This window comes from Aliterella atlantica CENA595, from assembly GCF_000952155.1.
Lineage (GTDB): Bacteria > Cyanobacteriota > Cyanobacteriia > Cyanobacteriales > Chroococcidiopsidaceae > Aliterella > Aliterella atlantica.
In genome coordinates this window covers 50,199-70,481 of sequence record NZ_JYON01000002.1, presented here as the reverse complement: position 1 = coordinate 70,481, position 20,283 = coordinate 50,199, and the positions used below count along the sequence as shown (strand labels likewise).

16 protein-coding genes and 5 tRNA genes are annotated in these 20,283 nt (G+C 42.5%); 7 read left to right on the top strand and 14 right to left on the bottom strand.

Annotated features, from left to right (window positions below; genetic code table 11):
- Positions 1-56 precede the first annotated feature (56 nt).
- Together UH38_RS02840 and UH38_RS02835 are read right to left on the bottom strand one after the other, a co-directional pair.
- On the bottom strand, positions 57-1,211 hold the full coding sequence (locus tag UH38_RS02840) for a DUF58 domain-containing protein (RefSeq protein WP_045053116.1): 1,155 nt from the start codon (positions 1,209-1,211) through the stop codon (positions 57-59).
- Between the two features lie 73 nt (positions 1,212-1,284).
- Positions 1,285-1,470 (bottom strand): hypothetical protein, encoded by a 186-nt coding sequence (locus UH38_RS02835; protein ID WP_045053115.1) that lies wholly within the window; start codon positions 1,468-1,470, stop codon positions 1,285-1,287.
- Between the two features lie 126 nt (positions 1,471-1,596).
- On the opposite strand from UH38_RS02835, the gene UH38_RS02830 reads away from it, so the two are divergent.
- Positions 1,597-2,046 (top strand): hypothetical protein, encoded by a 450-nt coding sequence (locus tag UH38_RS02830; protein ID WP_045053114.1) that lies wholly within the window; start codon positions 1,597-1,599, stop codon positions 2,044-2,046.
- 83 nt (positions 2,047-2,129) lie between these two features.
- On the opposite strand, the gene typA is transcribed toward UH38_RS02830, so the two are convergent.
- On the bottom strand, positions 2,130-3,920 hold the full coding sequence (gene typA / locus UH38_RS02825) for a translational GTPase TypA (protein WP_045053113.1): 1,791 nt from the start codon (positions 3,918-3,920) through the stop codon (positions 2,130-2,132).
- Between the two features lie 444 nt (positions 3,921-4,364).
- Here typA and UH38_RS02820 point away from each other — a divergent pair, with 444 nt between their 5' ends.
- On the top strand, positions 4,365-4,577 hold the full coding sequence (locus UH38_RS02820) for a helix-turn-helix domain-containing protein (protein WP_045053318.1): 213 nt from the start codon (positions 4,365-4,367) through the stop codon (positions 4,575-4,577).
- Between the two features lie 172 nt (positions 4,578-4,749).
- On the opposite strand, the gene UH38_RS02815 is transcribed toward UH38_RS02820, so the two are convergent.
- The 6 genes from UH38_RS02815 to UH38_RS26540 all read right to left on the bottom strand — a co-directional run bounded on the left by UH38_RS02815 (position 4,750) and on the right by UH38_RS26540 (position 7,675).
- Entirely contained in the window at positions 4,750-6,354 is a 1,605-nt protein-coding gene (locus UH38_RS02815) for a TROVE domain-containing protein (protein ID WP_045053112.1), read from the bottom strand.
- A 32-nt stretch (positions 6,355-6,386) separates the two neighbouring features.
- Positions 6,387-6,511 (bottom strand) — tRNA-OTHER (locus UH38_RS26560).
- 193 nt (positions 6,512-6,704) lie between these two features.
- A tRNA-OTHER gene (locus tag UH38_RS26555) sits at positions 6,705-6,827 on the bottom strand.
- Between the two features lie 226 nt (positions 6,828-7,053).
- Positions 7,054-7,187, bottom strand: a tRNA-OTHER gene (locus UH38_RS26550).
- Positions 7,188-7,231: 44 nt separating this feature from the next.
- Positions 7,232-7,361 (bottom strand) — tRNA-OTHER (locus UH38_RS26545).
- Positions 7,362-7,549: 188 nt separating this feature from the next.
- Positions 7,550-7,675 (bottom strand) — tRNA-OTHER (locus UH38_RS26540).
- A gap of 239 nt (positions 7,676-7,914) precedes the next feature.
- Between UH38_RS26540 and UH38_RS02810 the strand changes: the two genes are divergently transcribed.
- Positions 7,915-9,018, top strand: a complete 1,104-nt coding sequence (locus UH38_RS02810; protein WP_045053111.1) for an ABC transporter ATP-binding protein — start codon at positions 7,915-7,917, stop codon at positions 9,016-9,018.
- 5 nt (positions 9,019-9,023) lie between these two features.
- On the opposite strand, the gene UH38_RS02805 is transcribed toward UH38_RS02810, so the two are convergent.
- Together UH38_RS02805 and mtnA are read right to left on the bottom strand one after the other, a co-directional pair.
- A complete protein-coding gene (locus UH38_RS02805; protein WP_045053110.1) occupies positions 9,024-9,530 on the bottom strand; it encodes a GNAT family N-acetyltransferase in 507 nt (168 codons plus the stop codon).
- Positions 9,531-9,540: 10 nt separating this feature from the next.
- On the bottom strand, positions 9,541-10,602 hold the full coding sequence (mtnA, locus tag UH38_RS02800) for an S-methyl-5-thioribose-1-phosphate isomerase (RefSeq protein ID WP_045053109.1): 1,062 nt from the start codon (positions 10,600-10,602) through the stop codon (positions 9,541-9,543).
- Between the two features lie 317 nt (positions 10,603-10,919).
- On the opposite strand from mtnA, the gene UH38_RS02795 reads away from it, so the two are divergent.
- Positions 10,920-11,516, top strand: a complete 597-nt coding sequence (locus tag UH38_RS02795) for a Uma2 family endonuclease (RefSeq protein ID WP_045053108.1) — start codon at positions 10,920-10,922, stop codon at positions 11,514-11,516.
- 139 nt (positions 11,517-11,655) lie between these two features.
- Here the strand turns inward: UH38_RS02795 and dxs are convergent, their stop codons facing one another.
- The gene (gene dxs / locus UH38_RS02790) at positions 11,656-13,566 is read right to left on the bottom strand and encodes a 1-deoxy-D-xylulose-5-phosphate synthase (RefSeq protein ID WP_045053107.1); all 1,911 of its coding nucleotides are present in this window, start codon (positions 13,564-13,566) and stop codon (positions 11,656-11,658) included.
- A 231-nt stretch (positions 13,567-13,797) separates the two neighbouring features.
- Between dxs and UH38_RS02785 the strand changes: the two genes are divergently transcribed.
- Both UH38_RS02785 and UH38_RS02780 read left to right on the top strand, forming a co-directional pair.
- Positions 13,798-15,399, top strand: coding sequence for a mucoidy inhibitor MuiA family protein (locus tag UH38_RS02785; RefSeq protein WP_045053106.1), 1,602 nt, complete (start codon positions 13,798-13,800; stop codon positions 15,397-15,399).
- A gap of 9 nt (positions 15,400-15,408) precedes the next feature.
- Positions 15,409-16,440 carry a cysteine hydrolase family protein gene (locus UH38_RS02780; protein ID WP_045053105.1) on the top strand — a complete coding sequence of 344 codons (1,032 nt, stop codon included), beginning with the start codon at positions 15,409-15,411 and terminating at the stop codon, positions 16,438-16,440.
- Between the two features lie 280 nt (positions 16,441-16,720).
- Here the strand turns inward: UH38_RS02780 and UH38_RS02775 are convergent, their stop codons facing one another.
- Together UH38_RS02775 and UH38_RS28420 are read right to left on the bottom strand one after the other, a co-directional pair.
- Positions 16,721-17,668 (bottom strand): glutathione S-transferase family protein, encoded by a 948-nt coding sequence (locus UH38_RS02775; RefSeq protein WP_045053104.1) that lies wholly within the window; start codon positions 17,666-17,668, stop codon positions 16,721-16,723.
- Positions 17,669-17,731: 63 nt separating this feature from the next.
- Positions 17,732-18,508, bottom strand: a complete 777-nt coding sequence (locus tag UH38_RS28420) for a hypothetical protein (RefSeq protein ID WP_045053103.1) — start codon at positions 18,506-18,508, stop codon at positions 17,732-17,734.
- A gap of 832 nt (positions 18,509-19,340) precedes the next feature.
- On the opposite strand from UH38_RS28420, the gene UH38_RS24615 reads away from it, so the two are divergent.
- Positions 19,341-20,237 (top strand): AraC family transcriptional regulator, encoded by an 897-nt coding sequence (locus tag UH38_RS24615; protein ID WP_052672231.1) that lies wholly within the window; start codon positions 19,341-19,343, stop codon positions 20,235-20,237.
- The last annotated feature ends 46 nt before the right edge of the window (positions 20,238-20,283 follow it).

The following is a 20,283-nucleotide window of genomic DNA, read 5'->3' as shown; positions in this document are numbered from 1 at the left end:
AGCAGGAATGTATAGAGCCAAGAGCGAATACAGGGGGATAGATTCGATTAAGTTATTTAAACTAGGGTTTTTTGCAACTGTGGCTGTAATGGTTCTTCAGTTTGAATTGATAGCCCTGGTAATTGTTGATTTATTACTGTTGGAGTTGGAGAGGATGAAAGATTTTGCCACAGCAGCCAACGACTACCAAGAGGTAAGGTATTGAGGGTTATGGGCTTTTCAGTTAGCCAAATTATGGGCTTTTGTGGCAATTGACGATCGCCTATTTCTTCCCTATCTACTATTGCTGCTAATGTTTCTAATACTAGGCGATCGCCTTGGACTAATCCTGTATTAGCTGTCCACAACTTTACATTTAACTGCTGCCTAATTGCATAAAAATACAAAGAAGCAGCCGCGATTACTGCTGATTCAAAGTTATCTGCTTGCCATGTAGCAGAACTATCTAAACAGATAAATATTTCTTTGCCACCTGTAATTACTTCTAGTTCGCGTACTCTCAGTTCGCCATAACGAGCGCTAGTACGCCAATGAATCAAACGAATAGGATCTCCCGTTCGGTACGGGCGCAAGCTGCGGGTAATGCCTGCTGTGGCTGCTTGAAAGCGTTTTTGACTGTAGACTTGCAAGCTATCTTCTTGCCCCATTTCATCTACTAAAGGGCAATGAGTTAGGTTAAGTACAGTGGGATAAACAACTGCTTTTGCTGGTATTTCTAAGTCGCGCCGACACCAAAATAAGCCCAAAGGTGCTGCTGTTCTTAGTTGCAACGTTTGCCAGCGATATACGCCTCTATTTTGCGTAGGATGATAGTAAACCCATTTATAAGTATCGTACGGTGCGACTTCTTCTATCGCTGTTTCTACAGGCTTGCCTAAAACAAACGGCAATATATCTCGTACTTGCAATAATGTTTTTGTTGTGGCTGTTTGATTGGTAATTGCTAGTTCAACAGTTAAATCGTCGCCTGCACTTACGCTTTGAATTGGTTGACGCTGGATTGATATCCCAGCAAGCGATCGCTTTGGTAATATTGCTGCTATACCTAAAATGGCAAAACTCAACCCACTAATGGCATACAGCCATCCTGCCATCGTATTAACTGCCGCACCAAAAAAACATAAGGCTACCGCTGCTAATACGCCGCCGCTATATGCAGGCATTACCCAGTGAGTTTCTAGCCAATTGACAAGGCGATTAGCGATAGACATGAGCAATATTAAGAAAAAAAGGTTTGCACTTTGACCTTAATATGCCCAAAAGCTGCTCAAAAATAGAACTAATCTATTGTGCGTTTTTTAAATCTTCTTCTATTTGACGAGCGATCGCTTTTCTCAACCACTCAGTTCTATTCGGGAGCGAGCGCACGTACTTATCAAAATCAGCCCTAACCCTTACTGACAAAGGTGCTGCTGCCATTTCTTCTTCGTATATACGTTTAATTGGACTTTTCGGGTTAGAATTTGACATCTATTTAACGTATACAGATAGTTCTTGTATATTTTATGCTATACTATTTTAAGTAGTCAAGGGACTATAAGCTGACAACTTCATCCCTCAACTACTTAAAAATAAACATACGGGGACTACCGTACTATGGATAATATTAACGCACTTAATAGCTTTGCGATCGCCCAAATTAGCTTAGACCTTTATTTACCACAGCAAGTAGAAGCAATAGCTTCACAAGCAAAGGTGGGTACTCGCATCCCGCAAAGAAAAGCTAACTACTCAGATAAAACTAGGATCAGATTTAAAGACGCTCAAGGGATGGTTTTTCGGCGCACAGGTCTAAAAACTAGCTCGGAAGTCAAAAAATACTTAAAAGTATTAAAAATATCGCTGGATCTGCGGCTTACGTCTGCTTGGAGAGAAATTAATCTAAATTTAGTAGAAAAGATTGTTGCTTTGATAACAAATTGCCCCTTATTTAAAGTAGGCGATCGCGTATATTCATTAGAATATTCCCCAAGTCAAATTCGTTTGGAGCCTTGGTCGCCGTTCGTTGTCAGAGCGATCGCTGATGGTATGGTAGTGCTAGAGTAGCTAGATTTTTGCCTTATCTCAATAATTGCAACTATTTTAAGCAAAAGGGCGGGCATTGCCCACCCTCAAAGTTATCTTACGATTTATCTTTTCGCTAGCTTTTTAGTCACCTTCCGCAAGCGAATAGACTTAGGCGTTACTTCCACTAACTCCTCTGGTCCAATGTACTCCAAAGCCCGCTCTAGACTCATTTCCATTGGTGCTTGTAACTGAACTAATTCATCGCCACCAGAGGCGCGGTGGTTAGTTAGCTGCTTGGTTTTGCAGACGTTTAGTTCTAAGTCTTGTGGGCGGTTGTGTTCGCCGACAATCATGCCTTTATAGACTTTAGTGCTGGGGTGAATAAAGAACACGCCTCTATCCTCAGCATTCTTCATGGCGTAGAAAGTAGCAACACCTTCTTCAAAGGAAATTAATACGCCGTTGCGCCGCGCTTCGATATCTCCAGAAATTGGACGATAATCTAAGAAACTATGGTTCATAATCCCGTCGCCGCGAGTTAGACGCATAAATTCGCCTCTAAACCCGACTAAGCCACGCGCGGGGATGACAAATTCTAGTTGGGTGCGTCCGTTACCGCCGACTTGCATATCTTGCATTTCGCCTTTGCGTTGTCCTAGGCGTTCGATGCAGCTACCTACACCCTCTTCAGGTACGTCTAACACCAAACACTCATAAGGTTCGCAAGGTTGTCCGCTGACTTCGCGGTAAATTACTTGCGGCTGGGATACTTGAAACTCGTAACCTTCACGGCGCATGGTTTCAATCAAGATGCCTAAGTGCAGTTCGCCTCTACCAGAAACGAGGAACTTATCTGGAGAATCGGTTTCTTCCACGCGCAAAGCTACGTTTGTCTCTAATTCGCGGAACAAGCGATCGCGTACTTGTCTTGATGTTACTAATTTACCTTCTTGTCCGGCAAAGGGCGAATCATTGACAGAAAACGTCATCTGCAATGTTGGTTCGTCTACCTTAATTAGCGGTAATGCTTGCGGTTCGTTGGGACAAGTAATGGTTTCGCCAATATTCGCGTCAGCAAATCCAGCCACAGCAACGATATTTCCTGCTGATGCTTCTTCCATTTCAATCCGCTTTAGTCCTTCAAAGCCCATCAATTTACTGATTTTGCCTTTGACTATTGCGCCTGATTCAGTCATCAACGCTGCTTGCTGTCCGGTGCGAATTGTCCCATTATGGATTTTGCCAATGACAATTCTGCCTAGATATTCGGAATAATCTAGAGTTGTAACCTGCAACTGCAACGGTTTATTGATATCGCCTACTGGTGGTGGTACGTGGTGCAATATCGCATTAAACAGCGGTTGCATATCCACAGATTCTTGTTCTAGTTCGTCTTTAGCAAAGCCAGCTAATCCCGAAGCAAACAAGTAGGGAAACTCGCACTGGTCGTCATCTGCGCCTAGTTCCAAGAATAAATCTAATACTTTGTCAGTTGCTCCGTGTGGGTCTGCTTGCGGTCTATCTATTTTATTAACTACGACAATCGGGCGCAATCCCTTTTCTAAAGCTTTTTTCAATACAAACCGAGTTTGCGGCATCGGTCCTTCGTTGGCATCTACAATCAAGATACAACCGTCTACCATACCTAACACGCGCTCGACTTCACCACCAAAGTCAGCGTGTCCAGGCGTATCGACAATATTAATTAGCGTATCTTTGTAGTGAACTGCAGTATTTTTAGAAAGAATGGTAATGCCCCGCTCTCTTTCTAGGGCGTTGGAGTCCATGACACAATCAGGGATTTCTTCCCCTTCACGGAATATGCCAGACTGTCTCAAGAGAGCATCAACGAGAGTTGTTTTACCGTGATCGACGTGAGCGATAATAGCGACGTTGCGAATGGGAAGCGTCATAAAATAAGGACTGAAGTTCTATATGATTCAGAATTCTCTATCAGAGTTCGTACCAAAATTATCTATCTGTAAAGAATCCTTAATGATTGTAGCTTATTTACTCGCAAAACAGCTTTTTATTTAGCGATCGCATTTAGCAGTGACCAGTAACCAGTGACTAGCGACCAGTTAATCCCTATAGTTGAAGGAGCGGGGATTTAAATAATCAATTTCTTGATTTTCCCCTGCATAAATTTGGGGCGCGAACTTTTGCGATCGCTTCTTTGGTGACGAATCGAGCTAAGGGATGAATATACTTGGCTTCTGGCTCTAGTGTTGGTATCATAAGTAAGTGTCTCCCCTTCTGGGGGATTTGTGAAGGCGATCGCTTTAGTTTGCAAGACGGGGGCGATCGCTTTTTAAACTTTATAAATGTTAAAGACCAGTATTGGGCTTTTGTCAACAATGGGCTTGGTCAGGTTGCGGATAAGGGAATTTGCGTCTGAGAGAGGATGGACGATCGAAGAAGTATCTGAGCGATCGGGAATTGCATATACTACAGTAAAAAACTATGCAAAATCTCCTGGATTGGCGACAGTAGACGTTACTTCTCTGCAAAAACTAGCCCAAACATTTGATGTATTGATGGAAGATTTGTTTGAGGTAGTACAGGAATAAACCTAGGGGCGCAATATCATACACCCGTACAAACGTAGGGGCGCAATGCATTGCGAAGGCGAGAGAGTTGGGGGTGGAATCCTTCCTCCCCCAATCTCTCGTATCTTTTGGGAAGAAGGATTCTTCCCAAAAATGCCGCCCCTTACCGATGGGGGGATACATTTATAAGGAATTAAATGTCACCATTAGCCAGCATTTGGATAATGCGGGGTATTCCAGGATCGAATCCGCCCATATCCCAAGATAAAGGATCTTGAGGGTCTACCAAAGTTAATTGGTAAGGCGCAAGGGTAATATAAACCGCTTTGACATTTGGATTTACTTTTTGACGGTACTGCGCTAACGCTTGGCTAGGATGCTTATTTCCCGCCCAACTTTCTGAATCAGTCCAAAAACAAATTACATCTGCTTTGAACTTGTTTTTAATCATCCAGTCGTAAGCGACAGAAGCATCAGTTCCGCCGAAGTTTTGGTTGCTAGCCTTCTTCAAAGCCGAACTAAACGAGTCTTTAGCTGTAATACCCAAATCGCAGAACTCAGTAGAAAAACCACGAATTGCGTAGTTTTCCTCCGCTTTTGCTGTTACTAACGCCATTGCTGTCGCAATTTCGCAACAACTCAAGCCGACAGAATTTACCACACCCCAAGACATCGAACCAGAAACGTCTACAGCGTGCATAAACACTTTTTTTGTAGGTTCTACGACATCAAAAGACATTTCTAACGCCTTTTCTAGAATGTCTACAATTCGAGGTACGGGTTGCCAAGTTTTTTGGCTGCGCCCTGTTTTTCCACCAGAACTATAGGTTTTTAGCGCTTTGAGAACATCGATAGGGTGAATGCGTCCCTTGCGGAGACGCTCTTTACTATTTAGAGTATCTTCTATGCGCTTTAAGTTATTGCGTTCATCAGTTCGCAGTACGCCTAATTCAGTTAATGAACCCAAATTACGCAACATTGCACCAATAGGCATTTCCGCAAATAGCAATTGCCATGCAGCTTTGTCCATTTTGCCTACAGGCGCAGCCATTTCATGAGTTAGATGTCCTTGGGAAATAGCGCGATGAGTTTGTTCGGGGTTGCGCTTTAGCCATTCGTACCACCAAATTTGAGTAAGTACAGGGGTAGGAATTTCGCTAGGCAATTCTGACCAGCCTTTGACTACCCACTCAAACAACTGACGGTGTTCTTCAGTAGGTGGCTTGACGTGAAATAGGCGCAAAGCATCTCGGTGAGTAAAGCCTTGGCGCTGTTGGTACTTCAATAGCTGATAAGCCAAGCCTTTGACATCTTCACGCGACAGCCATGTTTTACCAGCTTCCCGCACTACCTTACCAAAGCCGCGTAGAGATTTGGTATAGCTCAACCATTCGTAGAAATGGCTACCAGTACGGATGACAGTAGGAAATATTTCTTGAAAAGCTTGTTTTGCTGCTTTGGTTTCGCCCATAGATAGCAAGACTAAAGCCAAGATAGGAGCGCTGTTATTGATAGAGCGACCATCGCTAGCATACACGATTTCTTCAGCCACGCGGGTGGGGTTTTGGGCGATCGCATTTTGCAATACGCTAACAAAATCATCTGTTAGTTCTTGCTTACCAGCATAGTAGGTGCTTTTCGCTGTACCAATAAGCAAGCAACGGCGCAGCATACTCCAAATACCACCATCAAACATATATCCACTGGAAAGCCCTTTAATCATCTCTGAGTCGCGTCCAGGAATAGGCTGATTTTGAGGAGTTCCAGACTGTTTTTTAGTAAAAAAGTTGTAATTCATAACTTTGTCCAGCCTTTGCAGGCAAAAATAGTTGGCTGGCGGGATGGGATTTGCACCCATAATCTCCCAGTTAACGGTAATCCTCAATTTTCGGTCTTGAATAGACAAGTTATTAACTAAGGATTGCTGGTTGCTCTGCTATTTGAGCTAACCGCCAGATATAGTAGAAATGGTTTTGGTGGAACGGAGGAGGATTTGAACCTCCGAATAACTGTTTTGGCGATAATCCTCAACTTTTCAGCCTTTACAGGCAAGTCAGCTAATTTCTATAATTAGAATTGCCTAAACAACTAAGGTTTTTGACAGCCGCCTTAAACCACTTGGCTACCCGTCCCCTGAGCTTGTTTTGTGTGATGAGGCAGGAATCGAACCTGCGACCTCTCGCTGATAAGTCGATAACCCTCAATTCTTCGGTCTTTGCAGACAAGGAAATGAATAAGGATATTAGCGCTCTACCACTGAGCTACCCATCACATAAATAAACAGTAACCAGTTACCAGTTGGAATTTGGGGGGCGGGTTAGGAGTCGAACCTAATAATCCGATAATCCTCAATTCGTCGGCTCTTGCAAGCAAGTTATGAACAGCGGAAAGTCTGTGGGGAAGGTTTCCTTCCACAGAGCTTTTCAAGAGAAGGAATTTTCTCTAAAATATTGCCTATTCAACAATATTTAGAGTCCCACCCCATAAGTAGTTTTTTTGTAGCAGAGTAGGACTTGAACCTACAAACCTTACGGTACTAGCTCCCGATAACCCTCAATTCTGCGTCCCTTATGGGCAAGATGTCAAACTAAGGCTTTTAACTAGCGCGTTTACCATTTCGCCACCTGCTACATAGCTAACTTAGTAAACCTAAGTCTTTAATTATTTGGATGTTTTGGTGTAGCGGAGCAGGACTCGAACCTGCGACCTCTCGATTGGAATTCGATAACCCTCAATTCTTCGGTCTTTACAGACAAGTTATGAACAAGGATATTTTAGCGCTCTATCCACTGAGCTATCCGCCACAAGTGTTTGTTAGTTTGTCATAGTTGTAGTTTTGTTTTTGGTGTAGCAGAGCGAGAATTGAACCCGCATCTCCGGCGAATTAAGGTATTCGATTTTCAGCGATAACCCTCAATTCTGCGTCCTTTTCAGGCAAAATTGGCGCTCTACCATTTGAGCTACCCGCCACAAGTAGTTTGTTAGTTTGGTTTTGGTGTAGCGGAGCAGGAATTGAACCCGCATCCCTATGAATCAAGGAGATTATTTTTCAACGATAACCCTCGATTCTGCGTCCTTTTCAGGCGAAATTGGCGCTCTACCTTTGAGCTACCCGCCACAAGTAATTAATCCTCATAATTGATATTGGACGAAACCGTTTATACTACATTTGTAATACATAATTTTGGCAGTGTCAAGCGGGTAGAGGATAATTTTAGATTTTACGGGGATGGAGTCGCCTGCTAATACATACTGATAGGAAAAAAGGCTTGTGCTGAAAAGCGCGATCGCATTACACAATCAAGACTTTAGCGGTAAAATTTATACCCTAAGAGTATCGCAGCCAGGATGTTAGAAAATGGCAAACGTGCGCCTTGAAGGTATCAAACGCAGATTTAACAATGTTTCTGCGATAGAAGATATTAGTTTTGAGGTTCCTGACGGGCAATTTTGGGTGTTGGTAGGACCTTCTGGTTGTGGTAAGTCTACAGTATTAAGAACAATCGCTGGACTTGAATCTGCAACTGAGGGAAATTTATATATAGGCGATGTTTTAGTTAACAATATTCCCGCCAGACACAGAGATGTGGCGATGGTATTTCAAAATTATGCTTTGTACCCGCACATGACAGTAGCCGAAAATATTGCCTTTGGCTTGCAGATGCGTAAAGTTGAAGCAAAAATAATTCGCGAACGAGTGCAAGTAGTAGCACAAAGTCTAGCTTTAGAGCATTTATTAGATCGCAAACCCAAGCAACTATCTGGGGGACAACAACAAAGGGTAGCATTAGGTAGAGCGATCGCCCGTCAACCGCAAGTATTTTTGTTAGATGAGCCTTTGTCAAATTTAGACGCGCAGTTAAGAGACGATACGCGGGTAGAACTCAAGCAATTGCATCAAAAGCTAGGAATTACAACTATATATGTCACCCACGATCAAACAGAGGCGATGACATTAGGCGATCGCATTGTAGTTTTAGAGCGAGGCAGAATTCAACAAATTGGCGCACCTGGAAGCATTTACGCCAAGCCTGCAAATCGGATGGTTGCTACGTTTTTAGGCAATCCAGCAATGAATATTATGCCAGCAACTTATCGCCCAAAAAGTTTTCAAGTTGGCGAACAGTATATAGAGTGTCCAATAGCTGTGCGCGAGAAGTTACAACCACAAGAAGGACAAAAGTTCAATTTGGGGATTCGTTCTGAAAATATGTATATCAATACAACCGACAATGATGTAGAGACGTTGTATACAACGTCTCTACAGGTTATCGCCAATGTGATAGAACCATTGGGAAGAGAAACATTAATTCGTTCTGAAATTGCAGATTTAGGCGTACAAATAAACGTCCAGGCTGATAGAAATATACAGGCGCATTCAGGCGATCGCATATCCTTAGCGTTAGATTTAGACCAATTATTTGTATTTGACTCGAATACAGGTATAAGGTTGTATCCCTAGCTGCTTTAGACTTCTGCAAAAGCTGGTGGGTAAATAACTTTTCCTTTATGGCTATTTTGATAGCCAGTAAGTGGCTTAACCATAAAAAAATCATCTGGTACTGGAAAAGGCGACTCAATACCGTAGCGAATCGATGGCTCAAAGCCAAACCGACTATAGAATTGAGGATGTCCCAAAACGATCGCTATAGTTTCCCCCATGGCATTTGCTCTAGCTAAACCCTCTTGTACTAAGGCGCTACCAATACCTTGCTTTCGGTTGGGCGATCGCACAGCTAGAGGCGCTAAACTAAGGACTTTATAAGTCACATCACCAACCAAGTCTATATAGCTAAATAAAATGTGAGCGACAATTACACCGTCAATCTCTGCAACTAGGGAAAGATTGGGGATATAGCGATCGCTTTTACGAATTTTTTCTACCAAGCGAACTTCATTATCTTGCCCAAATGCTTGCCAGATTACTTCAGAAGCCGCTTGATAGTCTGATGGTTGTTCGGAGCGAATTTGCATTTGGCTGACGTTAAACCATTTGTTTTTGGTGTAATTGTGCGTGTAACTGGTTGGGCGCAAATGCACCGTGTTCGGTAATAATGGCTGTAATTAATTCGGCTGGAGTAACATCAAAAGCTGGATTGTAAAATTCTGCGCCTTCTGGGGTGAGAATAGTATCGCCTACTTGATATATTTCTACTGGATCGCGTTCTTCAATGGGAATTTCTTCACCCGTTGCGATTTGAAAATCAATTGTCGATACAGGCGCAGCAACGAAAAAGGGAATATTATGAGCTTTGGCTACTATAGCTAGGCTATACGTACCAATTTTATTAGCAGTATCACCATTTGCGGCAATGCGATCGGCTCCTACTACTACAGCATCAATCATTTTTTGCTGCATACAGTGAGCCGCCATCCCATCAGTGATGACTGTAACTGGAATACCTTCTTGCACGCACTCCCAAGCGGTGAGTTTTGCCCCTTGCAAGCGGGGGCGAGTCTCATCAGCGTACAATCTGGTCAAACGCCCTGCACTCCAGGCAGAGCGCACTACGCCCAAGGCTGTACCGTAACCTGCTGTAGCTAAGGCTCCAGCGTTACAGTGAGTAAGGAGGCGTAATTTGCTGATATTAGGTAACGCTGCTAAACCATGCTTGCCGATCGCTTGACAAGTTTGCAAGTCTTCTGCATTGATTTCCAGAGCGGTTTTGAGCAATATTTGTTTGATATCTTCTACAGAACCGATGCTTTCATAGGCAGTTCGGAGCATCCTAGCGATCGCCCAAAATAAGTTTACCGCTGTAGGACGAGTAGAACGCAATAAAGCTGCTACTTCTTCTAACTGTGCTAGAAATTTATCTTTATCTGACGTTTTAATTTCTCTAGCACCCAAATACATCCCATAAGCAGCAGCTACGCCAATTGCAGGTGCGCCACGCACGATCATAGTTTTAATTGCTTGTGCCATATCGTCGCTGCGATGAATTTCTACCAGGGAGTATTCATTAGGTAAGCGCGTTTGATCGATGAGCCATACAGCATCTTGCGACCAAATTACCGGATAAACTTGATTATTTTGAGACAGCATAAAAATATTTGTCAATGCTAATGCAGGTTGATAGAAGCGATCGATTTGTTGTCACTGTTTATCATAGTCAATTACCCGCCACCAATTACTCACGCGCAAGCCGCGATCAATATAAAGGAGCATCAAAATCACTTGGAACTGTAAACTCTCGTACTGCCCCCATTTTCAATCTTTCCATCACAACCACCTGCTAATTGTATGCATTGTCTGGCGTTGCATTTATATTACTAGGACAAGAGCGATCGCTTATTTCTACAAATGTAGTTCTGATAACTTAAGATCGAGGATACAGTACAGCGCGATTATCAGAACAGGCAATGACGCAAACTCCCTTTGTCGTTCAGCCCTCCTTTGAACAGCACCTCATTTATGGGGGTATTACCTGGCAACAATTCAAGCTAATTCAAGCTGGTTTTGCCGAGTCTCCAGGTATCAAGCTGTTCTACTATGATGGCGAAATCGAAATTTTTATGCCAGGACGCGAACACGAATTTTTTAAGACAATCATTGGGATGCTGCTCGAATTGTTTTGTTTGGAGATGGCAATCGAATTTGAGCCTACAGGTTCCATGACCCAAGAACGAGAAGGGGAAGTCTCAGCCCAGGCGGATGAATCATATTGCTTTGGAGTATCAAAGCCAATTCCCGACTTAGCAATTGAAGTAGTATTTACAAGTGGTAGTCCTAAAAAGCTGCAACGATATCAAGCGCTTGGTGTCCCTGAAGTGTGGTTTTGGCAAGATGGACTATTTAGTCTTTATCGCTTGCGGAGCGATGGCTATGAAAAGATTTCCTGTAGCGAAATTGCTGAACTAGCAACTCTTGATATAGATTTACTTGCTCGTTGTGTATTGATTGCCCAAACATCGCGGCTAGAAGCAGCTAATACATTCCGTAACGCTCTTAAACCCTAGTAGTTAAAGAGTGCTGCTAGCGAAAATTTGGGAGACAAGGGAGAAAGAGATTTGATTGCTAATTTACAGAGCGATCGCTACTTAGCACATTAAAATTTCTAATTATGTGTAAGGGTGAGCAATGCCCACCCTTTACTACTTACGAATTTAGGACTGATGGCTGTCTGCTGAAAAACGCATTTAGTATTTGTTCAGCCATTTGCGGAGTTGTTAAACCTAAATCAGCCTTAGATTCATCTGGCTCTGCATGATCTACCAATATATCTGGTACGCCTATCCTCTTTACAGGTACAACTACATCAGCATCTAACAACGCTTCAGCGACAGCAGAACCAAAGCCACCAATTAGACAGCCTTCTTCTAACGTCACGACGCGCCCTATTTGTTTGGCTAATGGCAATATCAACTCTGTATCTAGCGGTTTAGCAAACCTAGCATTGACTACTGTTGCTTGAATACCGTGTTCGCTCAATATTTCAGCTACTTGCATACTGGGATAAACCATCGAGCCATAACCTAGCAGCAATATATCATCGCCGTGACGGAGAATTTCGGCTTTACCTATTGGTAATGGTTCCCAGCCTTCTTCCATCAGCGGTACGCCGTAGCCGTTACCTCTGGGATAGCGCATAGCGATCGGTCCATCTGTGTAGTTTACACCTGTAACGATCATTCGCTGCAATTCGGCTTCATCTTTAGGAGCCATCAATACCATATTTGGCAAGCAACGCAGATAGGAAATATCATACATTCCTTGGTGGGTTGGACCGTCAGCGCCGACAATTCCCGCTCTATCTAAGCAGAAAAAGACTGGTAGTTTTTGGATGCATACATCGTGAACTATTTGGTCGTAACCGCGCTGTAAGAAAGTAGAATATATCGCTACAACTGGGCGCATTCCTTCACAAGCTAAACCCGCAGCTAACGTGACGGCGTGTTGTTCTGCTATACCTACATCTATGTACTGGTTGGGTAATTTGGCTTGCAACTTATCTAAGCCCGTACCAGTTGCCATTGCTGCTGTAATCCCAATAATTTTGGGATTATTTTCGGCAAGTTTAACTAAGGCGTGAGCGAATACTTTGGAGTATCCAGGGGGCTTAGGCTTAGTAGAAGGGTTGGCTTTACCGCTAGTTAAATTAAAAGGCGATTGGGCGTGGTAGCCTACTTGGTCTTGTTCGGCGATCGCATACCCTTTACCCTTAATTGTAGATACGTGGACTAGCACTGGTCCCGTGTGCTGATGCGCCTGCTGGAAGGTAGCAATCAATTCTTCTAAATTATGCCCGTCCACTGGTCCAATATAGGTAAAGCCGAGTTCTTCAAACACAGCCCCTACTTTCGGCACTGCCAGGCGCTTCATGCCTTCTCTCAAGCGTCCTAATTCTGGAGATAATGAATCGCCAACAAAAGGTAGTTGCTTGACTTGCTCTTTGATATTGTCAGAAATAAACTGTACTGGAGGACTGAGGCGCATTTTATTTAAGTGCCGAGAAATTGCCCCTACATTGGGTGAAATTGACATTTCGTTGTCATTTAGCACCACCAGCAAATTAGTTTTGGGCAAATGTCCGGCATGATTAATTGCTTCTAATGCCATGCCTCCGGTTAAAGCGCCATCGCCGATTACAGCTACAGCTTTAAACTTTTCGCCCTTCATATCTCGCGCTAATGCCATACCTAAAGCCGCTGAGATGCTTGTAGAGGCGTGTCCGGCTCCAAAATGGTCAAATTTGCTTTCGCAGCGCTTCAAATAGCCTGCAACGCCGTCTTTTTGCCGTAAAGTGTTGAAGTTGTGATAGCGATCGGTAATTAGTTTATGGGGATAGGCTTGATGACCCACATCCCAAATAACTTTATCGCAATCTAGATCCAAAGTCTGGTAAAGCGCTAGAGTCAATTCCACCACACCTAAACCTGGACCTAAATGCCCGCCGCTTGTTGCTACAGTTTGTAAATGCTTTTCGCGGATTTGACTGGCAATTTGCTGCAACTGGCGGATAGATAAACCGTGTAATTGGTTAGGATGGGTGATTTCACTCAGGTGCATATTGGGGGTACTCTCGCTCTTAGTGTCTGTTTGTTTCCCCTTGAAATCTCAATCCAAGTGAATTTGGATGAGGTCTTTGAGGCAATTATATTTACATTCCCCACTGTAAAAGATTTTGCGTTCCATCTGTTAGGGGGAAGAGGTGAGGATTACTACATAACTTAACGCCCAGTAATAATGCTTAACAGTTACCTATTACCAGTGAGAGTGTTAAATAGTAATAAACAGCCCATGAATTCAGCAACACCACCGTCAGGTAAACGTACAACTGTAAATACTCAAATTGACGCTGTTACAGTCTACACCGATCGCGCTTTAGTAACGCGGCGCGGTAAGGTGACGCTAACAGGACAAGAACAGGAACTAGAACTTACTTTACCTGCTAGCATTCAAACTGAATCTGTACGAGCTAGCGGTAAAGGAGCAATGCTTGTTAAGTTGCTAGGAGTTAGTACAGAGCGCCTATATGCCAAAGAACCTGTAGAAGAGCGCGTAGCTAATCTAGAGCAGCAATTGCAGCAATTAGAAACCCAAAAACGCAGCGTTCAAGATACATTACAAGCCGCGCAATTGCAGCGTAGTTATGTGCAAAGTATCAGCGAGAAATCGGTAGAACGCCTTGCTCGACATCCGGTAAATTTAGACGATACTACACAATTACTTAATTTTATCGGACAACAGTACAGTCAATTATCAAATGCGATCGCCCAGCAAGAAGAACAACGCCTAGAATTAGATAAGCAGTTAATCGCGTTGCGTAAGCAATTGCAGCAACTAAATAACCCCAAACCCAAAGAAAGATTTAGCGTCATTGTGGGTATAGAATCTCAAGGTGAGGGAGATTTTGAATTAGAAGTATCATATATCGTCAATCGCGCAAGTTGGATTCCCCTGTATGATATGCGCGTCAATCGCAGCAATTTGGTTAATCTCAGCTACTTAGCAGAAGTACAGCAAAGCAGTGGCGAAGATTGGCAAAATGTCGCCCTTACGCTTTCTACTGCAAAACCAGGATTAGGAACTCTACCGCCTAAACTTCACCCTTGGTATATTGACGTGCGATCGCCTCAATATAATACCCGAAAACGCGCTAGGAGGTCTGCTGATACACCGTCGCTAGCAGAAGATGATTTTGATGAAATGGTGATGATGGCAGCAGCACCAGCAGGAGGAGCATTAATCGAGGCGGAAAATGTCGAAACAGCAGTATCTAGAGAGGGTGGTGTAGTTACATTCCAAGTTAGCGGTGGTAGTAATATTCCCAGCGACGGCGCACCGCACAAAATTACTATTTTTAGCGACAATTACCCGTGTCAGCTTCAGTATATTGCAATGCCGCGTTTGGTCAGTTTTGCTTATTTGCAAGCAAAAGTTACTAACAGCGCTACAGGTGCAATCCTACCAGGTAAAGCTAATATTTTCCGTGACAATATGTTTGTCGGCACAACGCAATTAGAAAATATTGCTCCTAACCAAGAATTTGAGCTAAATCTAGGTATAGACGAAGGCTTAAAAATCGAGCGCGATTTAATCGAGCGTCAGGTAGATAAAAAGTTGTTAGTCAATCAACGCCGAATTACTTATGCCTACAGGCTAAAAGTGACAAATTTACTAGAACGAGAAGCAAAGTTAAAATTAATAGAACAACTACCAGTTAGTCGCAACGAGCAGGTTAAAATCCGCCTTAACCGCAGCAATCCCCAAATTCAAATAGGGGAAATGGGCGTGGTAGAATGGGCGATCGCTCTTCCACCTCAAGCACAGCAAGAATTTACATACCAATTTACTATAGAGCATCCGCCAGAAATAACGGTTATTGGTTTAGATATTTAAAACAAGCTTATGAATACACAAACAACAACCCAGCTAACAATTCCTCCCCACTTCCAAGCAGAAAAAGTAGGTGAAGTCTGGCGCGTACCTTATCAAGAAATTGCCGATTTAGCGAGAGATTGGGCAAAAAAACACAATATTTCACCCGCGTCTAAAGATAAAGAGCGCGTTTGTCTGTTACTGATAGACGTGCAAAATACTTTTTGTATTCCTGGCTTTGAATTATTTGTCGGCGGACAATCGGGAAATGGTGCTGTAGATGATAATAAACGGTTGTGTGAGTTTATTTATCGCAACTTAGGGGTAATAAGTGCGATTGTGCCGACATTAGACACGCACACTGCTATGCAGATTTTTCATCCAATATTTTGGCTAAATGCTGATGGCGAACACCCAACTCCCGCAGCTACTAATATCACACCTAGCGATATCGAACAAGGAATTTGGCAAGTTAATCCTGCTGTTGCTGCTAGTTTGAAAGTAGACTACGAAACTTTGCAAAAACACGCTTTGCACTATGTCAATCAATTAAGCCAACATGGGAAATATCCATTGACAGTCTGGTTTTATCATTCCATGCTGGGCGGTATCGGTCATGCTTTAGTTTCTGCTGTAGAAGAATCTGTATTTTTTCATTGCATCGCACGCGACAGCCAAACTCAATTTGAGATTAAGGGTAATAACCCCTTAACGGAAAATTACTCAGTATTGCGCCCTGAAGTATTGGATAGTGTAGGTGGAGCGATCGCTCAAAAAAACTCGCGTTTAATTAGTCAACTGCTAGAATTTGATAAAGTCATTATCGCCGGACAAGCAAAAAGCCATTGTGTAGCTTGGACAATTGACGATTTACTTACAGAAATTCAGCAGATAGATTCAAGTCTTGCTTGTAAAATACACATCCTCGAAGATTGCACTTCGCCTGTAGTTGTGCCAGGAATTGTAGACTATACAGAACAAGCTGATGCAGCTTTTGAAAGATTTACCAAAGCAGGAATGCATCTAATAAATTCAAAATCTTTTGCACTCGATAAGCTATAAATTCTTAAATAGTGGTAAATGGGTAGGGTGCGTTGCAAGTCAACGCACCCTACTTTATGTACTTGCCAACGGCGGCGTTAATGGTTGATTTTTATTGCCATCTCCACAAAAAAAACTGATAAGGCGCAAGCTTCGCGTCAAGCTATGTTGACAACAATGAAACAAACGCCTTCACCCCGCGATTGGGCAGGATTTGGATTAATTGGAGTCTGTTAATAGAGCGATCGCTTCGTTCGCTTTTTTTGGCAATAACAGTAAGAATTTTACCTCAGCGATGCTCCTAGTTCCGTTCTTCAAAATCGATAGCTGGACCTTTCGGGACAATTCGAGTCGGATTAATCTCAGTCATACTCATGTAATAGCTGCGCTTAATATAGTCCAGATTGCACGTCGCTTTAAACTGTGGGTTCTGGTATAGCTGCTTGAGATAATTCCAAAGGTGGGGATAATCGATAATTCGCCGCAAATTGCACTTAAAATGACTGTAATACACGCAGTCGAAACGATATAGCGTTACAAACATACAAATATCAGCTTCGGTGAGGCGATCGCCACATAAGTAGTGCTGCTCGCCTAAAACAGTTTCCCATCGCTCTAAATGCTCGAATAGTTCAGTCACCGCTTCCTCGTAGGCTGCTTGCGAAGTCGCAAAACCAGCGCGATATACACCAACGTTAATTGGCAGATAAATCGCTTCAATCGTTTCATCAATCTGCTGTTGTAAATCTTGCGGGTATAAATCTATTTTCTGGGTTGCTAAGGCAGCAAACTCAACATCAAACATCCGCATAATTTCGCGAGATTCGTTGTTGACGATGGTTGAAGATTGCTTATCCCACAATACCGGAACTGTTACTCGCCCTGTATATTTGGGATCGGCTTTTAAATATATCTCTTGCAGATATTGAGCATGATTCACCCAGTCAGGGCTAGCTCCTTCTACTGGAGCAAACATCCAGCCCTTGTCGCTCATAATCGGAGCAACGATTGAAACTGAGATTGCATCTTGCAGCCTTTTGAGTTCGCGCATAATTAGGGTACGATGCGCCCAAGGACACGCTAAAGAGACATAGAGATGATAGCGTCCTGCTTCTGCTTTAAACCCGCTTTTGCCATCAATAGTCACGCGATCGCGGAATGTAGTCGGTGTCTCGTTAAACTTACCCTCGGAATTTGATTGATTCTTGTTTGTTATCCATTTGCCTGCGAGCATTATTCCTGATGTCATAATTACCTCCTAATCTTGGGGCTTGTCTGCAAACTATGAAATTTATGATTCAAAACTTTTGACTTATATAGGTTTTATGGCGCTCATTTCTGAGTTAGCAGTAGGAAAAAGCCTATTTTGAACGGGATGAAGCTTCGCATAGGTCAACATTTCATCTAACCAAGCTGCGAACAAGTCAAAAACACGCTCGACAACATCCAATGCCTGTTGTTTCATCTCTGCACTTAAGGTAATAGCTCCCAGTTGCACCTCAGCATCGTCATCTTTAACAGCATGACCTGTTTCCACAGCCAAATGAAACTTGCCAAAGTAAATATATTCCTGCTTGGTGATGCTTTCTAACTCTTGAGCAACTTGGGTAGTGTAGCCAAATAAAATATTGCCTGTAGCTTCAACTGCTTCAATGGCTGCCAGCTTAACAATTGGCTCGGCATTTAGGGTATAAGCAGAGAGTCGATAGGATAATTGTCTGGTGATGCAAGTTTCGTTGCTCCACAGCGATCGCAAGGTATCTACGAAGCTTTGAGAACAGTCAAAACCCAATATCTGCAAGTCGCGCAGAAACCAATGCCAATGATGGTCATCTTCATAGGTATGCTTGTCGATCGCACTCTGAATTAGATCGGTGCTAGATTCGTCACGAAATACGTATTTATTTAGATCCCCAAAACTCATGATGAAATGGGCGATACAGGGGGCAAATCCTAGTCGCTGTAGCGGCGAGATGCTACTATCTTGCATAAATTGAAATAGGGAAGCTTGAGCGAACTGAGCCTTTTTGCTGTCAATAACGTTCAAAATATCCTGAAAGGATGCAACTTCAATAACAGGGGGAGACATAAGGGTATGTATTTAGTTTCAAGACTACTTATTTGCTCCTTCTTGTTGATGGCTGTTAGGAGCTAATTGCCTACAATTGCTAAAGTAATTGCAGAAAAGCGTATTTGTCATTACAGAAAATATCTGGATTTAGCATTAAGGTTAGTTGGCAACCCTCAGTTTGACTGCTCTCACCTTCTCTGTTGCGTTATTACTGACATTGGGAAGATTGATACTATCTCTTTACCTCTGGAAATCTCAGGAAATTCTACGCATAGCCAGATATGAAGCATAAAATAGATTTTGAGCCAACTTTTAAAGTATTTAATCCTTTATTGTTTACCTACTTCAGTAGACATTTAACAGATGTGGAAGCGGTAATTTGCTCAAACTCTCTTTTTTAAAGCAAATTACCGCAGCTATTGGCTTAGTTTCCCAAAATTTTAGTCGAGTAGAATCTACCATCGCTCTCAAGTTTTTTGCGGCTTACATCTTGGCTAACTGTGCGAGCAAATGAGAACTTGATGTCATAAAGCCAATAAATCAAGGTAAAAATTGCTCAGAAAGTCTATCTTAGTGAGGATTTATAGAGCATTATTTTACTCACATTTTCAATAAACTAGATATATGCGATCGCGTTCAATCTGCGCTTCGATTGCCACAAAATATACTGCGGATCGACATAATTTTCCTGAGTTTCTATGTATTGACAGCCAATCTTCATAAATGATATGTGTTTTTTATTACACAATATTTAAAAATTGACAAACTTAATAAAAGATTTAGCTAAAAATCCGTAAAGTTACGGTTGTAATGCGTAGAAAGTAAATGTGACTGCATTCATGGAGATTTTATGCAGAAAGCTATCGCTCTTAATCCTACTATATTAAATCTTACTTCTTCATGCCCTGAAACTCCGCGTTTGTCTGTTTTACACATTAAAGGTACGGAGGCTAAACAATCATCACGTCCTCACGCACACAATTTTTTTGAGTTATTTTTTGTGGAAGATGGTGAAGGTTGGTATCGCATGGGCGATCGCCAAATTTGGGCAAAGGCTGGCGATTTATTTGCACTTTCACCTGGTGAAACTCACGATCCAAGTGGTTTAGACAATGCTAATAAATGGATTATTGCTTTTGGGGCTGATGCTTTGAATCCAGCAAGAACCGATGCAGATTTATTTCTCATGCCACCTAATGAATTGTTTTTACTTTCCTTATTTAAAGATCGAGATTTTTCATCTAAGCATTTACATATTCCTTTAGAAAATCGCCAACGTTGGTTAACACAAGTTCAGCAGCTTAAAATGGAGCTAGAAAATAAATATTTAGGTTTTACAGAGGCAGCACGAGCGTTATTGATCTTGTTACTAATTGATACGACAAGACTTGCAGAACCTCAATTAAAAAAACGTCCTGTGGAAAAATCGCCTTTACTAACAAAAGTTTTTAGTTTCATTGAAACTCAATACTGCAACCCAATTAGTTTGCATGAAGTAGCAAAGGCTGTTAACCTTTCTCCGGCATATCTTACCGATTTGGTTAGACGCGAAACAGGTAGAACTGTAAATCGTTGGATTGTAGAACATCGAATCGCCCGCGCCCGTACGTTACTATTAGAAAGCGATCGCTCAGTTGCGGAAATTGCTGAAACAGTAGGCTATTTAGATGCAGGGCATTTTATTCGCTTGTTTCGACGAGTTAACGGTACAACTCCGCAAGCATGGCGACTTCTGCAACGTAATTAAGTAAAACTCCATATTTTGGGATGCATCTTTACTAACTCAAGTTATC